This window comes from Sediminicola luteus, assembly GCF_002514735.1.
Taxonomy (GTDB): Bacteria; Bacteroidota; Bacteroidia; order Flavobacteriales; family Flavobacteriaceae; genus HQA918.
In genome coordinates, this window is sequence record NZ_KZ300476.1 from 723,841 (window position 1) to 739,713 (window position 15,873).

The 15,873-nt window shown below is 44.4% G+C and carries 13 protein-coding genes; all 13 read right to left on the minus strand.

What is annotated here, in order from left to right:
• Positions 1-199: 199 nt before the first annotated feature.
• Positions 200-1,522, minus strand: coding sequence for a DUF3570 domain-containing protein (locus B7P33_RS02965; RefSeq protein WP_097440457.1), 1,323 nt, complete (start codon positions 1,520-1,522; stop codon positions 200-202).
• Positions 1,485-1,694 carry a DUF4266 domain-containing protein gene (locus B7P33_RS02970; protein ID WP_097440458.1) on the minus strand — a complete coding sequence of 70 codons (210 nt, stop codon included), beginning with the start codon at positions 1,692-1,694 and terminating at the stop codon, positions 1,485-1,487. Before B7P33_RS02970 ends, B7P33_RS02965 begins: the two co-directional genes overlap by 38 nt.
• A gap of 9 nt (positions 1,695-1,703) precedes the next feature.
• Entirely contained in the window at positions 1,704-2,699 is a 996-nt protein-coding gene (locus B7P33_RS02975; RefSeq protein ID WP_097440459.1) for an FAD:protein FMN transferase, read from the minus strand.
• Positions 2,696-3,133 (minus strand): thioredoxin family protein, encoded by a 438-nt coding sequence (locus tag B7P33_RS02980; RefSeq protein ID WP_097440460.1) that lies wholly within the window; start codon positions 3,131-3,133, stop codon positions 2,696-2,698. The genes B7P33_RS02975 and B7P33_RS02980 overlap by 4 nt, the downstream gene beginning before the upstream one ends.
• Position 3,134: 1 nt before the next feature.
• Positions 3,135-3,572 carry a QcrA and Rieske domain-containing protein gene (locus tag B7P33_RS02985; protein ID WP_097440461.1) on the minus strand — a complete coding sequence of 146 codons (438 nt, stop codon included), beginning with the start codon at positions 3,570-3,572 and terminating at the stop codon, positions 3,135-3,137.
• A gap of 98 nt (positions 3,573-3,670) precedes the next feature.
• Entirely contained in the window at positions 3,671-4,849 is a 1,179-nt protein-coding gene (locus B7P33_RS02990; RefSeq protein ID WP_097440773.1) for an AIR synthase related protein, read from the minus strand.
• 190 nt (positions 4,850-5,039) lie between these two features.
• Positions 5,040-6,515, minus strand: coding sequence for a carboxypeptidase regulatory-like domain-containing protein (locus B7P33_RS02995; RefSeq protein WP_172435837.1), 1,476 nt, complete (start codon positions 6,513-6,515; stop codon positions 5,040-5,042).
• Positions 6,516-6,555: 40 nt separating this feature from the next.
• Positions 6,556-7,941: a CsgG/HfaB family protein gene (locus tag B7P33_RS03000; RefSeq protein WP_097440463.1), complete on the minus strand. Its 1,386-nt coding sequence runs from the start codon at positions 7,939-7,941 to the stop codon at positions 6,556-6,558.
• A gap of 6 nt (positions 7,942-7,947) precedes the next feature.
• The gene (locus B7P33_RS03005) at positions 7,948-8,346 is read right to left on the minus strand and encodes a curli production assembly/transport component CsgF (protein ID WP_097440464.1); all 399 of its coding nucleotides are present in this window, start codon (positions 8,344-8,346) and stop codon (positions 7,948-7,950) included.
• 39 nt (positions 8,347-8,385) lie between these two features.
• The gene (locus B7P33_RS03010) at positions 8,386-9,153 is read right to left on the minus strand and encodes a CsgE family curli-type amyloid fiber assembly protein (protein ID WP_141402375.1); all 768 of its coding nucleotides are present in this window, start codon (positions 9,151-9,153) and stop codon (positions 8,386-8,388) included.
• Between the two features lie 3 nt (positions 9,154-9,156).
• Positions 9,157-9,639 carry a hypothetical protein gene (locus tag B7P33_RS03015; protein WP_141402376.1) on the minus strand — a complete coding sequence of 161 codons (483 nt, stop codon included), beginning with the start codon at positions 9,637-9,639 and terminating at the stop codon, positions 9,157-9,159.
• Between the two features lie 56 nt (positions 9,640-9,695).
• On the minus strand, positions 9,696-10,505 hold the full coding sequence (locus B7P33_RS03020; RefSeq protein WP_097440467.1) for a hypothetical protein: 810 nt from the start codon (positions 10,503-10,505) through the stop codon (positions 9,696-9,698).
• Positions 10,506-11,086: 581 nt separating this feature from the next.
• On the minus strand, positions 11,087-15,754 hold the full coding sequence (locus B7P33_RS03025) for a glycosyl hydrolase family 18 protein (RefSeq protein ID WP_097440468.1): 4,668 nt from the start codon (positions 15,752-15,754) through the stop codon (positions 11,087-11,089).
• Positions 15,755-15,873 lie beyond the last annotated feature (119 nt).

Sequence of the window (15,873 nt, forward strand, 5' to 3'; positions counted from 1 at the left end):
CGGTCAGATGGTGTCGGTTAAACCTACGAAAAACAGGGACTGCATTGCGTTAAGGAACTGCCAAAAAGAAATATGGGCGAGGTGGGAAGTACAAAGGGGGAAGGACGAAGTTTGTACAGTTAAAAAGAGGTGATTTGTTGATTTGAAAATTTGATAATCTGAAAATTTGACGACCTGAAAATGCAAAAACAGACCTACATCAATCGGCTACAAACGTCAGGGCCAAACTGGCGATATAGGCATCCAACCCATCGCTACGGTCGTATTTGGCCAAGCGGAAATCGGCATTTTTAAAACCGAACATAAAGATGCGGGTCTTGGTAAAAATATCGGTATAGCCCAAACCAAAACCATACCTATGGGCATCGAAGTCTGAAAGATCGTAATCGGAGGTATAGTAGTCCAAGCTACTCAAAGCCCCCTCCTTGGGATAAAAATAATCGGCCTGGGATTGGGTATAGTAGCGGTAATGCGGATAAACGGTAAAGCCATTGCCTAACTTCAAAGGAATTTCCAAACTTGCCGTATGTGCGGTAATCCCCCAATCGTCCCAATAAAACCTATAATAACTTCGGAATACCAACCAATCGTTAGCAAAGTAGTTCAAACGGCCCCCGACAGGAAGTTTAAAACGTTGGTCGGGTAGGCGTTCTACATCATCGGCCAATTGGAACTCATCAATAAAATAATTCGGGGTATCGCCGAAATACACCCGTTGATGCGGGGTAGACAATAGGCCTTGCTGAAAGGCCACATCTAAAAACAATGCCCCGTTCCAGCGCCTGCCCAAGATTTGGGTCAGCCCTAAGGAAAAGGAATAGGTGTTTCTGTTTTCGTCGGTAAAGGGATTAAAGTTAGGATCGTACTCCCCAGGACCTTCGATACGATCGTCGAAAAACCCGGGTCGGAGTTCTATAGGGTATTGCGGACTCCAACTATCGAAATACAATTGCAGGTCGGCAGAAAGACTGGTATTCTTTTCATTGAACCAGTGCGTAGCCCCAAAACCGAATCCGAACGAAAAGTAATCGTATTCCGCGGAAACTGAAGCTTGCGCCCTTAAGATGGTATTCCGATCGGCGCTGCTATGGGTATAACTCGGATTAAAATAGGCCAATACATCTTGGCGTGAGGCCCCAGACGAGGCCACCCAAGGACTCACCGGTTGATTGGGGTCGCCATCCAGCGGATTTATATTGCTCGATGAAGCCGAGGTATAGGCCGAAATACCGGCATCTACCGTAAGCACCCCATCTACCGAAACCGGAATACTGGCCACTATGGTCGCCGTGGCATCGGAAAGTTCTTCGGTACCGGCACCACCGGTTACCGCGGCATGTGTACCATCTTGGTCATAATAACTAAACAAAAGGGAGACTTCGGCAGCATCCAATACCGGTTTTTGATAGGCCAAGGAATCTTGGGCCAGTATGCTTTTTGAACCCAGCAAAACGACACACACGAATATCCAAACAACTGATTTATCAATTACACCCACAGCCACCTCCTGTTTTTCCTCCATTGGCTCCGGCCGCCCCTTCCCTGTACAAATGGGCCAAGGTCTCGAAGCGTTCGCATTTCTTTTTGGAGAGTTCCATTTCCGCATCATTTACATAGACCATATCGTAGCCTTTTACGGCCACACAGGAACCTAACGTAAAACAAATGGCGCTAAAAACAAGTATCGTTCGCATAGCTACAAGTTACGGATTCTTAGAAAAAGTTATGCCCCTGGTCTGGTGTATCTTATTAAAGGTATCTACAACAATAGCCTCGGTTCCGGGCAATTGTTCTATCATGGCCATTCCGGCCTCCTTGCCCATGATGAACACGGCCGTGGCCAAGGCATCGCACAATTCCGCCTTTTTGGCGAAAATGGTCACACTACTTATCCCATGGGTGGGATAACCTGTACGGGGATCAATAATATGGGAATAGCGTTTCCCCTTAAAAGTCACGAATTTCTCATAATTCCCGGAGGTAGCGACGGACGATTCCAACACCGGCATCCAGGTAAAGACCTTGTCTTTTTTTAACGGATTAGTGATGCCCACGAACCATTTTTTCCCGCTGGCCTGGGTACCCCAAGTGGTAAGGTCGCCCGAAGCATTGATGATGCCTCCTTTTACTTGCTTAGACACCAAAAGTGCTTTTGCCCTGTCGGCCGCGTAGCCTTTTCCTATGGCACCAAAGCCGATTTTCATACCTTCCTTTTTCAAGAAAACAGTAAGGGAATCTTTGTTAAGCTCTATATCTTGATAGTCTATCAAACGTACCGATTCACGTATGGCCTCGTCGGTTGGGGCATGGGTCATGCTGCCATCAAATTTCCAAATCTTGTCCATGGAGGCGTAACTGATATCGAAGGCCCCATCGGATATTTTGGAAATCTGCTTGGCCCTTTCGATCAAATCGAACAATTCCGCATCTACCTGAACCGGATGCTTACCCGCCTGACGGTTAATTTCCGAGGTTTGCGAATTGCGGTCCCAAGACGACAACAAGGCCTCTACCCTTTCGATCTCGGCTATGGCCTCTTCGATATAAATGGTTCCTAATTCGGTCGAAGGCGCTACCACGGTAATCTCGAACCGACTTCCCATAAGTTTGACCACTTGGGAAACGGTGGTATCTATCTTTTGCTGGCCGGAAACACTTAGGGTGAACCACAGCAAGAAAAGAAAGCGATGTGACCTCATCTTAGAAAACTGTTTAGATGTTCTATATAGGAATCCACCTCCATTTTCTTATAGGTGGTGGTACCCAATACCCTATCGGCATCCCGCAAAATAACCACTAAGGGGAAATAGCCTTTGGGGTTATATTTTTCAGCCAAAGAGGCATGTTTCTTTTGGAGATGCCCTGCTAATCGATTGGATTTCTTCCTAGGAAAATCGGCCTTGTACATTACATAATTCGACTTGGCATAGGTCTCGAACGAGGCATTGACCCAAATTTCCTTCTCGAGTCGAATACAAGGCGCACACCAATCAGAACCCGCAAACACCAAAATCAATGGCTTGTTTTGGTCTGCGGCCAATTTCATAGCTTGGTCAAAATCATTTTCCCAGACTTGCGCAGTGGCCAGCCCACAAAAAAGCAGTAAAACGACAAATACTAATCGCCTCAACATCTTATTCAAATATGCGTAATGTGGTACCGTTAACTTCGGTCTTGAAAATCTTTAAGGGATTGGAGGTAATACTATTCAAGGGTGTACCGGTTAAACTAAATCTGGCCCCATGGGTACTACATCTGAAAATATCGTCAGTGGCATTATAGGCCACGCCATCGGTCTGTTGATGACTACAAATTTGACTGGCGGCCACATAATCGCCACTCAGATTTTTAGCCACCACCACTTCATTTTTAATAATAAAAGAACCGTTGGCCGCAATTTGCTGTCCTTCGGAAGATTGGAGATCTATCGTAAAATCTATACCAGACGGTACTGTTTTGCCTCCACCTTCTTCGCCTTCCCCACTATCGGATGAACAACCATGTAGGCAAGGAAACGTAAGCGCGAAAGCCGCACCCGCCCCCAAGGTTTTGAGAAATTCGTTTCGTTCCATAGCAATGTTTACCAAATTAAACGGCTTAGACGGACAGTTCGTATAAAAACCCGACCAGCAGCACCGTTAAAATAGGTTAAAATTCCTACAGCTTCATGTTATTCGTAGTTAAAGGTGCCATTGGGGCCTGAAATAGTCAGTTTTTTGGAATTGGAAGGTTCTACCCTTCCCACAATCTGGGCATCTACCTCAAAAGAGGCCGCGATTGCGATCAAATCAGCTGCGATTTCCTCAGGCACGTACATTTCCAAGCGGTGTCCGCAATTAAATACCTGATACATCTCTTTCCAGTCGGTACCCGATTGTTCTTGGATCAACTGGAACAAAGGTGGTACCGGAAACAGGTTGTCTTTAACGACATGCAGGTTTTCAATAAAATGAAGGATTTTCGTCTGGGCCCCACCACTGCAATGCACCATACCATGAATTTGGTCCGAGCCGTATTTCGCCAACACCTTTTTTACGATCGGCGCATACGTTCGGGTAGGCGAAAGCACCAATTTACCAGCGTCCAAGGGGCTGTCGGTCGCTTCGGTAAGGGAAAGTTTTCCGGAATAGACCAACTCTTCCGGTACTTCGGGATCAAAACTTTCCGGGTATTTTTCGGCCAAGCCCTTGTGGAATACATCGTGACGGGCCGAGGTTAGCCCGTTACTACCCATACCACCGTTATATTCCGATTCATAGGTTGCTTTTCCGAAGGAGGCAAACCCAACGATTACATCCCCGGCTTTAATATTGGCATTATCGATCACTTTATCGCGACGCATACGTGCCGTAACGGTAGAATCGACGATTATAGTCCGTACCAAATCACCCACATCGGCTGTTTCACCTCCCGTTGAACGAATGGTTACCCCATGTTGGGCCAGGTCTTGGATCAATTCTTCCGAACCATTGATAATGGCCGAAATTACGGCTCCGGGGACTTTATTTTTATTCCTCCCTATGGTTGAAGACAACATAATATCGTCTACGGCCCCCACACAGATCAAATCGTCTATGTTCATAATCAAGGCATCTTGGGCGATTCCCTTCCAGACCGAAAGATCGCCGGTCTCTTTCCAATACATATAGGCCAGAGACGATTTGGTCCCGGCCCCATCGGCATGCATGACCAAACAATAATCGGGATCTTGGGTAAGGTAATCGGGCACGATCTTACAAAATGCCTTTGGGAATAGGCCTTTATCGATGTTTTTGATGGCATTATGCACATCTTCCTTTGCCGCGGAAACCCCACGTTTACTATACCTTTCGCTCGTATTGGATGCCATAGGATGGATTTTGGGCAAAAATAAGGAAATACATCTAGCCCCGGGCCACAACCTCAAAATTTGATTTTACCAGTAAGAAACAAATTAATCAGAATCGTGTATACTCTTGACAACTTGACATACATATCCTTAAATAAAAGAAGGGCCAACGACCGAAACCGCAGACCCTTCAACCCCGAAAAATTAAAGTTTAGTGCCATTCGATCATTATACCATCTATAAAATATTTGGTACGTTGATCTATTTCATTGTATCCCGTTATATAAATATCTTTTTTCGACACCCCATCATTCGAAGTGCTTATATAAATAACCGCTCCATCGTCTGGGGCATATTTAACATCTAAATCATTGTAACCTGCGGGTTTTTTAGTTAAAATTTCCCGCCGCGCCGATGTGGCAAGTTCAAACTCAAATATTCGAGCATCTAGCTGTCTATAGGCATCATTCTCATTGGCAGAAACATCGTAGGTAAAGAGCACCCTATTGCCATCTGCAGCATAATCTATACCTCCAATGGCACCAGGAAGCCCTTCTTGTACCATGTGTTTTTGTGATCCATCTGCCGGATCGATAACATACAATTTCGCAGCATAACCAAACTGGTCATTGGTTTTAAGGGCGATAAAGGAATTTACTGGATTCACGGCCACCTCGGAAATAAACTCCGTTGCTGGCGCCGCATAGACCAATGTGTTCCCTGTACCATCCGACTTGATACGGTATAACTTATTGAATTGAGGATAGTAGATATGTTCCCCATTAGAGGTCCAGCAATATTCCAATTCTTCTGGACGGAAGCCTAGTATGGGTTGGGCCGATGTAATCTGGACCAAATCAGTGCCTTTGGCATCCATACTAAAAACGTGGGTTTCGGCCCCAACGGTACGCAGAAAAGCAATCCGGTCATTTTTTGGGTTCTTTTTCGGTCTAAAACTATTTTGCCCTATATCGGTAAGCCGTACCTCGTTTGTGTTTTCTTGAGCGTTTTCCGCTAAGGGCATACCGGAAAAAATCACATTATTACCGTCTAGGTTACGAACATATAAAAACCGATTATCTACTGGGTTTAACGTAGAGAAACCAGAAAGTTCACTACTGACCTCATCATTTATGCCGTCGGAAACGGTCACCTGCCAAAAATAATTGGCGCCAATATCTAGATAATCAACACTTAAAATAGTGTCGGTCAATTTGGTGAAGGTTTCGATCTCATTGGTGAGTCCGTTCCTCAATTCTAAGGTATACAGGGTTTCATCATCATCGTTTTTTGAAGAAGACCAACTAAATTGAACGGGACTTTGGATACTTTTTGCCCCATCTGCCGGAAATAGAAGCCGAGGTACTTCTGGCACTTTGTTATCGACATTCTCATTTTGCATTTCAATTACGGCGTTTACCGTTTTGTCGGCCACCACCTTCGCCGCTTCAAAGGCCGTTTTATAGCCATCCAAATCGGCCTGTACAGAGTATTCCCCTACCTCAACCTCTGCTAAGGTATAATTGCCATCAACATCGGTAAAGACGGTATTGGTTACCGGATTGGTTGTAACTTTGACATTCTCCAAAGGAGTGTTCTCCCCTTCTAACACCACTTTTCCGGTTATGGTACCCAATTCTCCTTGCCCTATGGTATCTTCTTCGCAGGCCCATAATATAAAGACCATCAAAAAAATCGTTAGTATTTTATTATTCTTATGCTTCATTTTATCGACCTAATTTAAAGTTCAGACCTAACCCGAAATTGTAATAGAAATCTTTTCGTTTACCTTGAACTATATGTTCCAAGGCATCGGAATTGGTAAAGTTGTCTTCGGCATACAAGCGTAGGCCCATACTATTGTTGATTCTGAATTTTAGACCAACCCCTATTTGAAATTTAAAGGTAGATTTAGATATATCTAATTCTTCAGGAGGTTCGTGTAATGCCGTAAAGTACCCACCACCACCATAGAAATAAGGAGTTATACCGTCATAAGGCAGTATATGCAGTACCAAATTCAAATCTGCATTCATATATTCTTCGTAAAAAGATTTACCTCCAACCATATAAGAATAGCCTGTATTGAAATTAACCAAGAGGTAATCGGTCAGATTCCGGGTATAGCCCAGTCGCCCCCCGACACCGATATCTTTTTTACTGAAATCGCCGTTGAGGACCGGACCATTGATATCCATTTCCAACACCCCTTTATTCGCTATTGCATGCTTAGGCCTATTATACAAACCTTTTATCTCTTCTTCTTGTTTCTCGGCCTTGTAGTCTTTAACCAATCTTTCATCTAATCGTGCGCCATCTTTGGTTTTCCAAAGCCCTTCCTCAATGCCTTCGATGATAAGCCCTTCTACAGCCTTTTCTATAGCCTCTTTCATGGCCAATTGAATGGGCTCATTTTTGGTAAAACCCGTCTCAACCTCCAACAGACGTTTAAAGCTTACATACTTAAACAAACTGGCATCTAGGGCTTGGGACAAAATGGTCTTAGAAACATAAACCGTCTTAAGAATCTTACCATTTGAGGTTGATACGGCCCTGAGATAAATCGATAAACGATCTTGACGATACTGGGTAGAAGCCCCTAAACCAAAATAACGGGCACCAGCCCCACCAGTAATAATATTCGAATCATATGAAACCACCCCACCCTCTAGCAATATACCAGCAAACAACAGTGGAGGTAGCTGTGGTTGATTGGGTTGGTCTTGTCGTCTGTACTCATCGCGGGTGGAACGGATAATATTCCGTTCATTCAACAAATTCCCTAAATTCTCGCGTTCTATCGGGGTAAACCATTTTGAATCTTCCAGCGCCTTGATCAACATCGTAGTTGCCCCTTGTGGTATGGCCGTACTAAAGGTACTACCTGCCTGAACATTCTTGTACTGCCCTGTCTGGTCCTTAAAATTGTATACCCCCACCACAACTGGTTTATCGGGCAAAGGAAACTCGCGAAGTACATCTGTGGTATTGTCCGATTTTTCGCCAATACGTGCAGCCTCCGGCCCCAATGGTTGATTAAAATAAGTACCGCAAGATACCAGCAAAAGTATTCCTAGGGAAATAAGTCCCTTACCTACAAATCTCGTATTCATGCTACATTATTTTGGGACTATTATTTGGGTCTGTTCACCGGTATTGGTATCGAGAATATTGATCAACAAGCCTTCAGGGGTATCGAATATTTCCAACGAAAGCGTTCCTATGGTAAAGGTACCGGGCTGTAGCCCATCGCCTAACTGACTGTTAAATACACTACGGGTCAATTGACCTAGCAATTGCCTGTTCAAATCTTCTTGAAATTTTTCCAGTTCCGTTTGTTCCTCTTCTTGGGCATTGGGGTCCCCGAAGGTGTTTTGGGCGTTTGCCGAGCTTAAAAGCCATTGGTAATTAAAGGTATTGCCCCCAAAATTTGGGTTTTTAGGGGTATACACCAATTGTTGTCCATAAGAGGCATACGCCATTCCTACGAATAACATGGTCAAAAGTAATTTTTTCATTTTCGGGTTGTGCTATATGGTTAACTGGTACGTATTAAACTAGTACCGCTTTGGCCCGCTAGCAACGGACGCTTTTTTTTTGTAAAACATGTTTACCCTAAAGAGTGCCTGCTCTAACATTTGCTCCATATAGGCACGTCTTGGGTTAACTATAAACTTAAATATCAGTTCTTGATCGGATTTGATTTCTATTTGGGTAGTGTTTCCGAAAGATATTCCTTCCTCTATTTTCAGAATACCGGTTCCGTTAATCCCCCTAAGTCTGTATTTAGAATAAAAATCGGTATAAAACTCCCTACCCAATTTAGTCTTAGTGTCTTCAACCACCATGCCTCTTAGGAAAATGCCGTCTTTCTGCTTTTCAGCTTTTTGACTGGCATCGATTACCTGACCATCTACCCGTACTGGGTTTAGTCCTTCTTCTCCTTCATAACCATTGATCAGACGCCTGTTTTTGGCAACGAGTTCTTCTTCCTCATAGACTAACAACAGCACAATGACTCGTTCGTTCTCCTCAATTTGAATACGCTGGACACTAATTTCCCGCTTCTCTCCCGCCATTAGAACAAACCTGCCTTCTTGTTTAGAATTTGATTTATCTGAAGTACCCTTAATATTTTTATGGGTGGAGAACACATACCGTAAACTATGATTAACTAATTCATTGTTAGTCACCGTGGCAGTAAAAACAGCAAAACCATTTTCCTCCTTGGTATTGATATCAGCGGCTATGGAATTTGTTTCTTGTGCATAGAAGCCCTGAACCACTACACAAAACCATACCATTAACGAATAACGGCCAATCACAAATCAATTAAAATTACGGATTACCACACTTTGCGACTCCCCTGACATCTTGATCTTTAATCCATCTGACAGACTATTACGGTTGTGTATAATCAATTGTTGACCGGACCCCTCTTGGAGTAACTGGGTCTCGATAATTTGACTAGGGTTATTCATATATTCGCTAAAACGGTGCTGATTACCAATCTGAACAAACAATCCGTTATATGATCGGGCCACTACATTTAAGGCAAACTGATTATCAGCGCCTTTCTGTAATACGGTAATATTACTCTTATCCGTATCGGTAGTAACCTGAACCGTACTATTTTGACCTATCTGTTCTATATAAGTCTCATTGAAATATCCAGTGGATGGTTTTGCCGATGTAGGAACAATGGTCTCGAAAATATCCAATTCGGCCAAATCCTCGATACTATTGATCTCGACTTGGGCCAATCCCAGAGTACAGCAAAGAAACAGAATAAATACAAACCTAATTCTCATAATAATTCAATAAAAAAAGAGCTACCTTCGACAAAAAGGTAGCCCTTTAAATTATTTTACGGATTGAATTGAACAACCTCGGAATGGTTATTATAACCCGCTTGTAAGGTTGTGTTTACCTGACTACTTCCTCCTTGAAAAACACTACTGAAGTGCTCAGAACCTTCTTGCCAGGTCATATTGGCACTAAAATCGCTCCATTGCTCGGTTACGGAAACGTTGTTTTCTCCATACCCCAAAATATTTTGATAGGTGGTGTTTGAATTTCCGTTACCCCACTGATCTAGGTAGCTATAGTTAGACTCGCCTCCTTGGGCCGTCAAATTACCATTACCGTTACCCTCTTGAAGTACATAGCTGAAATTATGAGAACCTGCCTGGTAAACTTCGCTATAGTTCAAGTCACCCAACTGTTCAACGATACTCACGGCATCATGACCCGACTGCTGAACTATTGACAAGTTTACATTACCATCCTGGCTAACATAACTCTCGTTGTCATCTCCGGTTTGTTCAACACTACTTCCATTGAAAAAACCATTTTGATCAACTTCACTATACTCCATATAACCGCTTTGCATAACATCGGAACCGTTTGCCCCACCGTCTTGAGAAACATAGGACACGTTCATTGCGTTACTTTGTTCTACATTAGAGTAGTTTGCCGCACCAAATTGTTCCACTTCCGAATAGTTTGAATAATCAGATTGGGTTACCATAGAGGTCTGACCAGAATTACCATTTTGATACACATAAGATTCATGCTCACTACCGGTCTGTGTAGTGGTGTTTTCATTGTTGGGTGACTGAGCAAAAACTACTGCCCCGCTTAGGACCAACGCCATAGTTAACATTACTTTTTTCATAAAGTTTGGAATTAAAAATTAGACATAAAACTATCTTTAGCGAATCGCCTATATAAAGGCCATTTACTTTCGTGTTGATTAGGTTTTTTCGCTACTTCATGAAAAACCGCTGCATCGAAAAAACAACGACAAATTGGAAAAATCCAAAAAGTCGAAAAGCATAGCTTACAGCATCATCTAAAAACGGGGGGAACGGAAAACCTGGGGAAGGTCCTCACTCACAACAGACTTGTATTAATCTGTTTTTCAAAACTCTGTGACCAAATTACAAAAATATCGGAGGCATAAAAACAAGTCTGATTGGGAATTGTATTCGATAGACGAAATGAGTTTTATACATAAGGGGTATTCCCTCAAAATATGGTTGAAGTGACTAGAATGATCGGTAAACAACACTCAAAACCTGTATGTTAAAAAATTGTTAAACATGAAAACCATACCTAAACCAATCGATAACAGGCACTTATGCCAGAATATTTAACCCGTTTTTTCCTACCTTGTTGTTTTATTAACACCCACTAAAACAAAAAGGCCGCCCACCCCACAGCAAGCGACCTTTTCTTCACAGCATAAATCTATCTTTATTCCTTAATGAATTGTTTGCTTTCGTTAGTACCATCGGTATAGGCAATTTGCATCACCTTGGGCCCTTTGGCCAAATTGCCAATATTAACTTCCAAATCGGTGGTTTCCAACAATAAAATACCTGCCATATCGAATATCCTGATACCCAATACCGGTTTTTCCACTTGGACATTAATGACCGTAGTGGCCGGATTCGGATACAATACCGCAGTGTTCGTTGCTGCCCTGGCACCTTGGGCCACACATTCCTTTACATATTCCCAAGCGGCCGAAGTATCGGGGGTTTCCCCCTTAACCCACCATTTAGAGCGGTAGATTTTTTGTTGATAATATACTTCGGTGCCCGTAGTGGCATAGGCCTGGGTCTCGTTCCATACTTCATAGCCGCAACTGGCGTCCAAATTGGGCCCATCACCACAGTATTCCAAAAATTTCCACACTGATGCCGTACCAGGTATATCGGTAGCTTCGGCATACCATTGGTTTTCAAAAATTCGTCCGTCGTTGTAAACCTTGATTCCAGCACTTGAATATACTTGGGCCGACCAAACAGGAGTATTACAAGTATCATCTACCTCAGCCACAATAAAGTTTCCGGTATACACCGTTTGGTCACCTTCGGCATCAGTGGCTTCAATAGTAAGCCCGTAGGTTTTAAATGCGGTTGGGGTAAAGGCCACGGTATAGTTGTTTCCGTTAACTTGATGGGTTACCGTTGTGCCATCGACCAAGAAGCGAACGGTTTCCAAATTCGATTGGGCATCTGTGATCTGTGCCTCTATCGTAAGCTCACTTAATTGGGCCATGGGCAACTCCGCCCCGTTAGCCGGGCTTACTTCGGAAATCTCAGGTGCGGTATTGGACTGTGGTTGGTTAACTGTAAATACAAACTGACTACTGGTACTTAGACCCAATTCGTCGTCGGCGGTAATCTGTAGCGTATGGTTGCCATAGGCACTTGGCAGATAAGAAGCCGAATAGGTGTTTCCGGTTCGGGACAAGGTCAAGGATATACCGTCTACCGCAGCGGAAACACTTTGCAAATTGCCATCGGCATCCGTAACTGAAAAGGAGATTCCAATATTTTCAAATTGCGCTTGGGTAAAAGCACTTCCATCTGTTGGTACTACCCCACTAATGGCAGGAGCCGTATTGGTAGGACCGGAACCACAGTCTTTTACATATTCCCACACATCAGCATCACCAGGCACATCACCTTGGGTCCACCATTTGTTTTGATAGAGTTTACCTAGATACACTATTTTTTGACCGGCCTCGGCATATACCTGGGTGGAACTCCAATCCGATACCCCTTCGCAGCCTGTGGCCGTACTGGCATCGATAACCGTTACCCGAGCCACGGTCACCAACGTCTCGCCGCCATCTTGCGCCCTAGCCGTAAGTGTATACTCCCCAAAAGCCGATGGCACCCAAGAAGCGGTAGTACCATTTATGGTTTGGCCATCAAATTCGATTCGGATATTGCTTAAACTATTTAAAGGATCGGATACCCCCAAAACAATCGGGGTAGCCTCACCTGGGTTCAAAGCTAAAGTCTCTCCATCTTTCGGACTGGTAAAAACAATTCCCGTGATCACATTACATTCTTGGGAATCGATTTGGAAGGCGGGCATATTGGCGCAACCCAATTCTACCGGGTTATCGGAACCGTCTAAAGCCGGGCCAATACCCACAATATCGGTATAGCGCTTATAATGGTTGATCCTACCTACCACCTTTGGGTTTTCGGTACCGCTATTACATTCGATTCCGCCATTGATAATGTTCACGGTCGCACCCAGACCTGGAATCAATCCGGCGTCGCGTTGGGCCTGTGTGGGTTGCCAGTTACCCACCATAACATCGTGTGCGGAGGGTTTGGGGTATTGGGGCGTCATCCAGAACCAAATAGCCGTTTGAAAGGCCAAGGCCCCATCTTCAATCACCCGTTCCGGATTTTGAAGCAACACATCCTTATCTCCATATAAAAAGGCACTGACCTGACCGTAGTTATAGTTCCAACTCAACTGAATGGGTCCGCGACCATGATACGATTTACCAGCCACGGGCGGGTAAATGGCATGTCCTTCGTCCCTATACCCTAAATTGGAAGTACCTGCATAGCCTTGTTCTTCATTAAAGTATAAGCCATAGGCATATTGACCATCGGGTGCCGTAGGCCAACCTCCGGTGGTTTCTTGGGAGATGTTGGCCAAAAACGCCATCAGCTCCCTTTGTCTTTTCTCTAAATCGCCCGCATTGGCAAACGCTCCATAATCTACGGTAGTCTTTATAATGGCCGCAGTACTACTATCAAAACCCGCATCGTTACGGATGATTACAGTTGCTCCGGTACTTTTATCTTTTCGGGTAAGACGATACAGATTAGTGGCACATCTACGCTCGAACAACACCTCGATATTGGCCATGCGGTCCAAGGCCGTACGAAGGTTTTCGTAACTATAGAAATCTATCGTACCTTGGTTATTGCTACCCACCCCAAAACGATGTGGAAACAATTCGTTAAAGGATGCTTCGGTCAACAGTTCGGAAAAAGGGCCACCCGTAATCGGGGCCTTTATCTCAAAAGTCAATGTTGCGGAAGTGGTTTCCCCAGCATCATCGGTGGCGGTTACCGCTAGATTCACTGTACCATAAGCCGTGGGTAAAAAGTCAAACGTGTAACTGTCTCCGGTATTTGAAAAAGAAACCGTTTCCCCATCGATTTTGAATGCTGCACTGGAAACATCGCCATCTTCATCGGCAATCGTTACGTTAATAGCTACCACTTCAAAATCGGACTGGCTTATACTTTGTCCGGCCGTTGGGTTTACGAATGAAATCGAAGGCCCTTGATTTTGGGGTGCTACTACCGAAAATGTAAATTCCTTTTGGGTTTGGGCCCCTTCATTATCTGTCGCCGAAACTTGAAGGGTATTGGTACCATAGGCCGATGGTGTATAATCGAACACATAGGTATTTCCGTTTTGGGTAAAGGATACCGTGTTACCGTTTAGGGTAAAATCACTACTGGCGACATTACCATCGGTATCGGTAATTTTGACTTCCAAACGGATGTCCTCAAAATCGGCTTGTTCCAATTGCGCCCCATCGGTAGGTTGCTGCAAAGTAATGACCGGCGCTTGGTTGGGTAGGTTGGAATTTTCGGCAAAAACCTTGTTCAGTACATTGACCAATGGGGCTTTGGTTGCCGGCGCGTATGGCAATTTGTTGGCGTAGGTAGTGGTTATTGCGCCGGCATCCCAATCGCCGAATACTTGCCAAACGATGACCCCACCAATTTGATTGGAGTTTACGTATTGGGCCTTTTCGGTAATGGATTGGATATTATCATAACTCAAAAAGTAATTGTCTTTGGTCATATAGGGCACTTTGGCCTCATTGTCCCAATGTTGCTGCCAACCACTGTTGTTATCCATAATAAAATCGTAGTTCGGGGTACCGTCAAACGCCCCCCAATTGGTATAGTCTGAAGCCGTCATTACGGTACCATCGGGCGAAATATTCTTCGATACTTTTATGGTGGGGGCGTTTAGGGTAGCTGCCCCGTCGGTAACTACCCCGCGGCCGTAAAAACCGACCCCCATGTTAATCTGTGCCGGTGCCACGCCTTGGGAAACCAAATATTGAAAGGTATTGTCCCAAGAGGCCCCGTTTTCTTCTTCACCCGTATATGGGTACAAGGGTGAATTATGTCCGGCTTTGTTAGACCAACCCCCGTGCATATCGTAGCTCATCATATTAAAATAGTCCATGGTCGTGGACAAGGCGTTCCAATCGAAACCGGCCAGTTTCGTTGGTGAAGCGTTGAAGGCCGCCGTAATCAATTTATCAGTCCCGATTCCTTGACGTAATTCGGCTATCAAGGTGGTAAAGTTGGCATAATCGGCCTGGGTGCCCGTAAAGTTCATTCCTGAAAAAGGACCGGGAAACTCCCAATCGAGGTCGATACCATCAAATCCGTATTTCTGGATCAGATCTTGACAAGCGGTTACGAATTTGGCCCTTTTAACCGGGTCGGCCGCCATTTCTGGAAAATGCTTGCTCATGCTCCAGCCACCTATTGAGGCCATTACCTTCACCCCATGGTTTTGGGCCAGTTCCATAAGGCCTTTGGCACCGTTGGGTTTGGGCAAGGGTAACGGATAATCGCCCGTACGCCCATCGGTATGGACCCAGCCCGAGCCGTTTCCTTTATAGCCATGTTCGTTAAAGGCCCAATGCAATTCATGGGAGGTGTTCTGATCTAAATCGTCGGGTAAGTAATGGAGTACTTCCAACTCCCCCTCGAACAGCCAAAGGTCCCAAGAGGAATAAATATCGGTATTGAATACAGCAGCAGGTGCCTGTACTTGTCCGGGTTGATGGATCTGTTTATTCCTGAAATCGGCCGAATGCAGGGAACCATCCTCAGCCAGACCAAAAAACGACCAGTTCAATATGGTATACTGACTGTAATCTAGGTTAAGTTGATTAAAGAAGCCTTTGGCCACCCCTTGTTCTGCCCCTTTCCAGGCATCCCATTGGGTAAAGTATCCGATAATCTGTTTTTGATGTTGCCCCTTGGTATATTCATAAGGGGTGGTTTGGGCATAGGAAGCCCAGGCCGCCAAGCAGCCAAGTAGGAGTAATTTAAGTTTCATAGTGATTTGGGATTAACTATATAATTCTACGATGAAAGTATCTATTTCTTCGATTAAACGTAAATATTCGTAAGATTTTTCGATGAATTACGTGCTTTTTTCATGCTAAGCAACAGTTA

What these genes read in the sequence shown, in the direction of transcription:
- B7P33_RS02990 (WP_097440773.1), bottom strand. Translation starts at nt 4,849, where the DNA reads ATGGCATCCAATACGAGCGAAAGGTATAGTAAACGTGGGGTTTCCGCG.
- B7P33_RS02980 (WP_097440460.1), bottom strand. Translation starts at nt 3,133, where the DNA reads ATGTTGAGGCGATTAGTATTTGTCGTTTTACTGCTTTTTTGTGGGCTG.
- B7P33_RS03005 (WP_097440464.1), bottom strand. Translation starts at nt 8,346, where the DNA reads ATGAAAAAATTACTTTTGACCATGTTATTCGTAGGAATGGCGTATGCC.
- B7P33_RS02995 (WP_172435837.1), bottom strand. Translation starts at nt 6,515, where the DNA reads ATGGTCTTTATATTATGGGCCTGCGAAGAAGATACCATAGGGCAAGGA.
- B7P33_RS03020 (WP_097440467.1), bottom strand. Translation starts at nt 10,505, where the DNA reads ATGAAAAAAGTAATGTTAACTATGGCGTTGGTCCTAAGCGGGGCAGTA.
- B7P33_RS03025 (WP_097440468.1), bottom strand. Translation starts at nt 15,754, where the DNA reads ATGAAACTTAAATTACTCCTACTTGGCTGCTTGGCGGCCTGGGCTTCC.
- B7P33_RS02970 (WP_097440458.1), bottom strand. Translation starts at nt 1,694, where the DNA reads ATGCGAACGATACTTGTTTTTAGCGCCATTTGTTTTACGTTAGGTTCC.
- B7P33_RS03015 (WP_141402376.1), bottom strand. Translation starts at nt 9,639, where the DNA reads ATGAGAATTAGGTTTGTATTTATTCTGTTTCTTTGCTGTACTCTGGGA.
- B7P33_RS02965 (WP_097440457.1), bottom strand. Translation starts at nt 1,522, where the DNA reads ATGGAGGAAAAACAGGAGGTGGCTGTGGGTGTAATTGATAAATCAGTT.
- B7P33_RS03000 (WP_097440463.1), bottom strand. Translation starts at nt 7,941, where the DNA reads ATGAATACGAGATTTGTAGGTAAGGGACTTATTTCCCTAGGAATACTT.
- B7P33_RS02985 (WP_097440461.1), bottom strand. Translation starts at nt 3,572, where the DNA reads ATGGAACGAAACGAATTTCTCAAAACCTTGGGGGCGGGTGCGGCTTTC.
- B7P33_RS02975 (WP_097440459.1), bottom strand. Translation starts at nt 2,699, where the DNA reads ATGAGGTCACATCGCTTTCTTTTCTTGCTGTGGTTCACCCTAAGTGTT.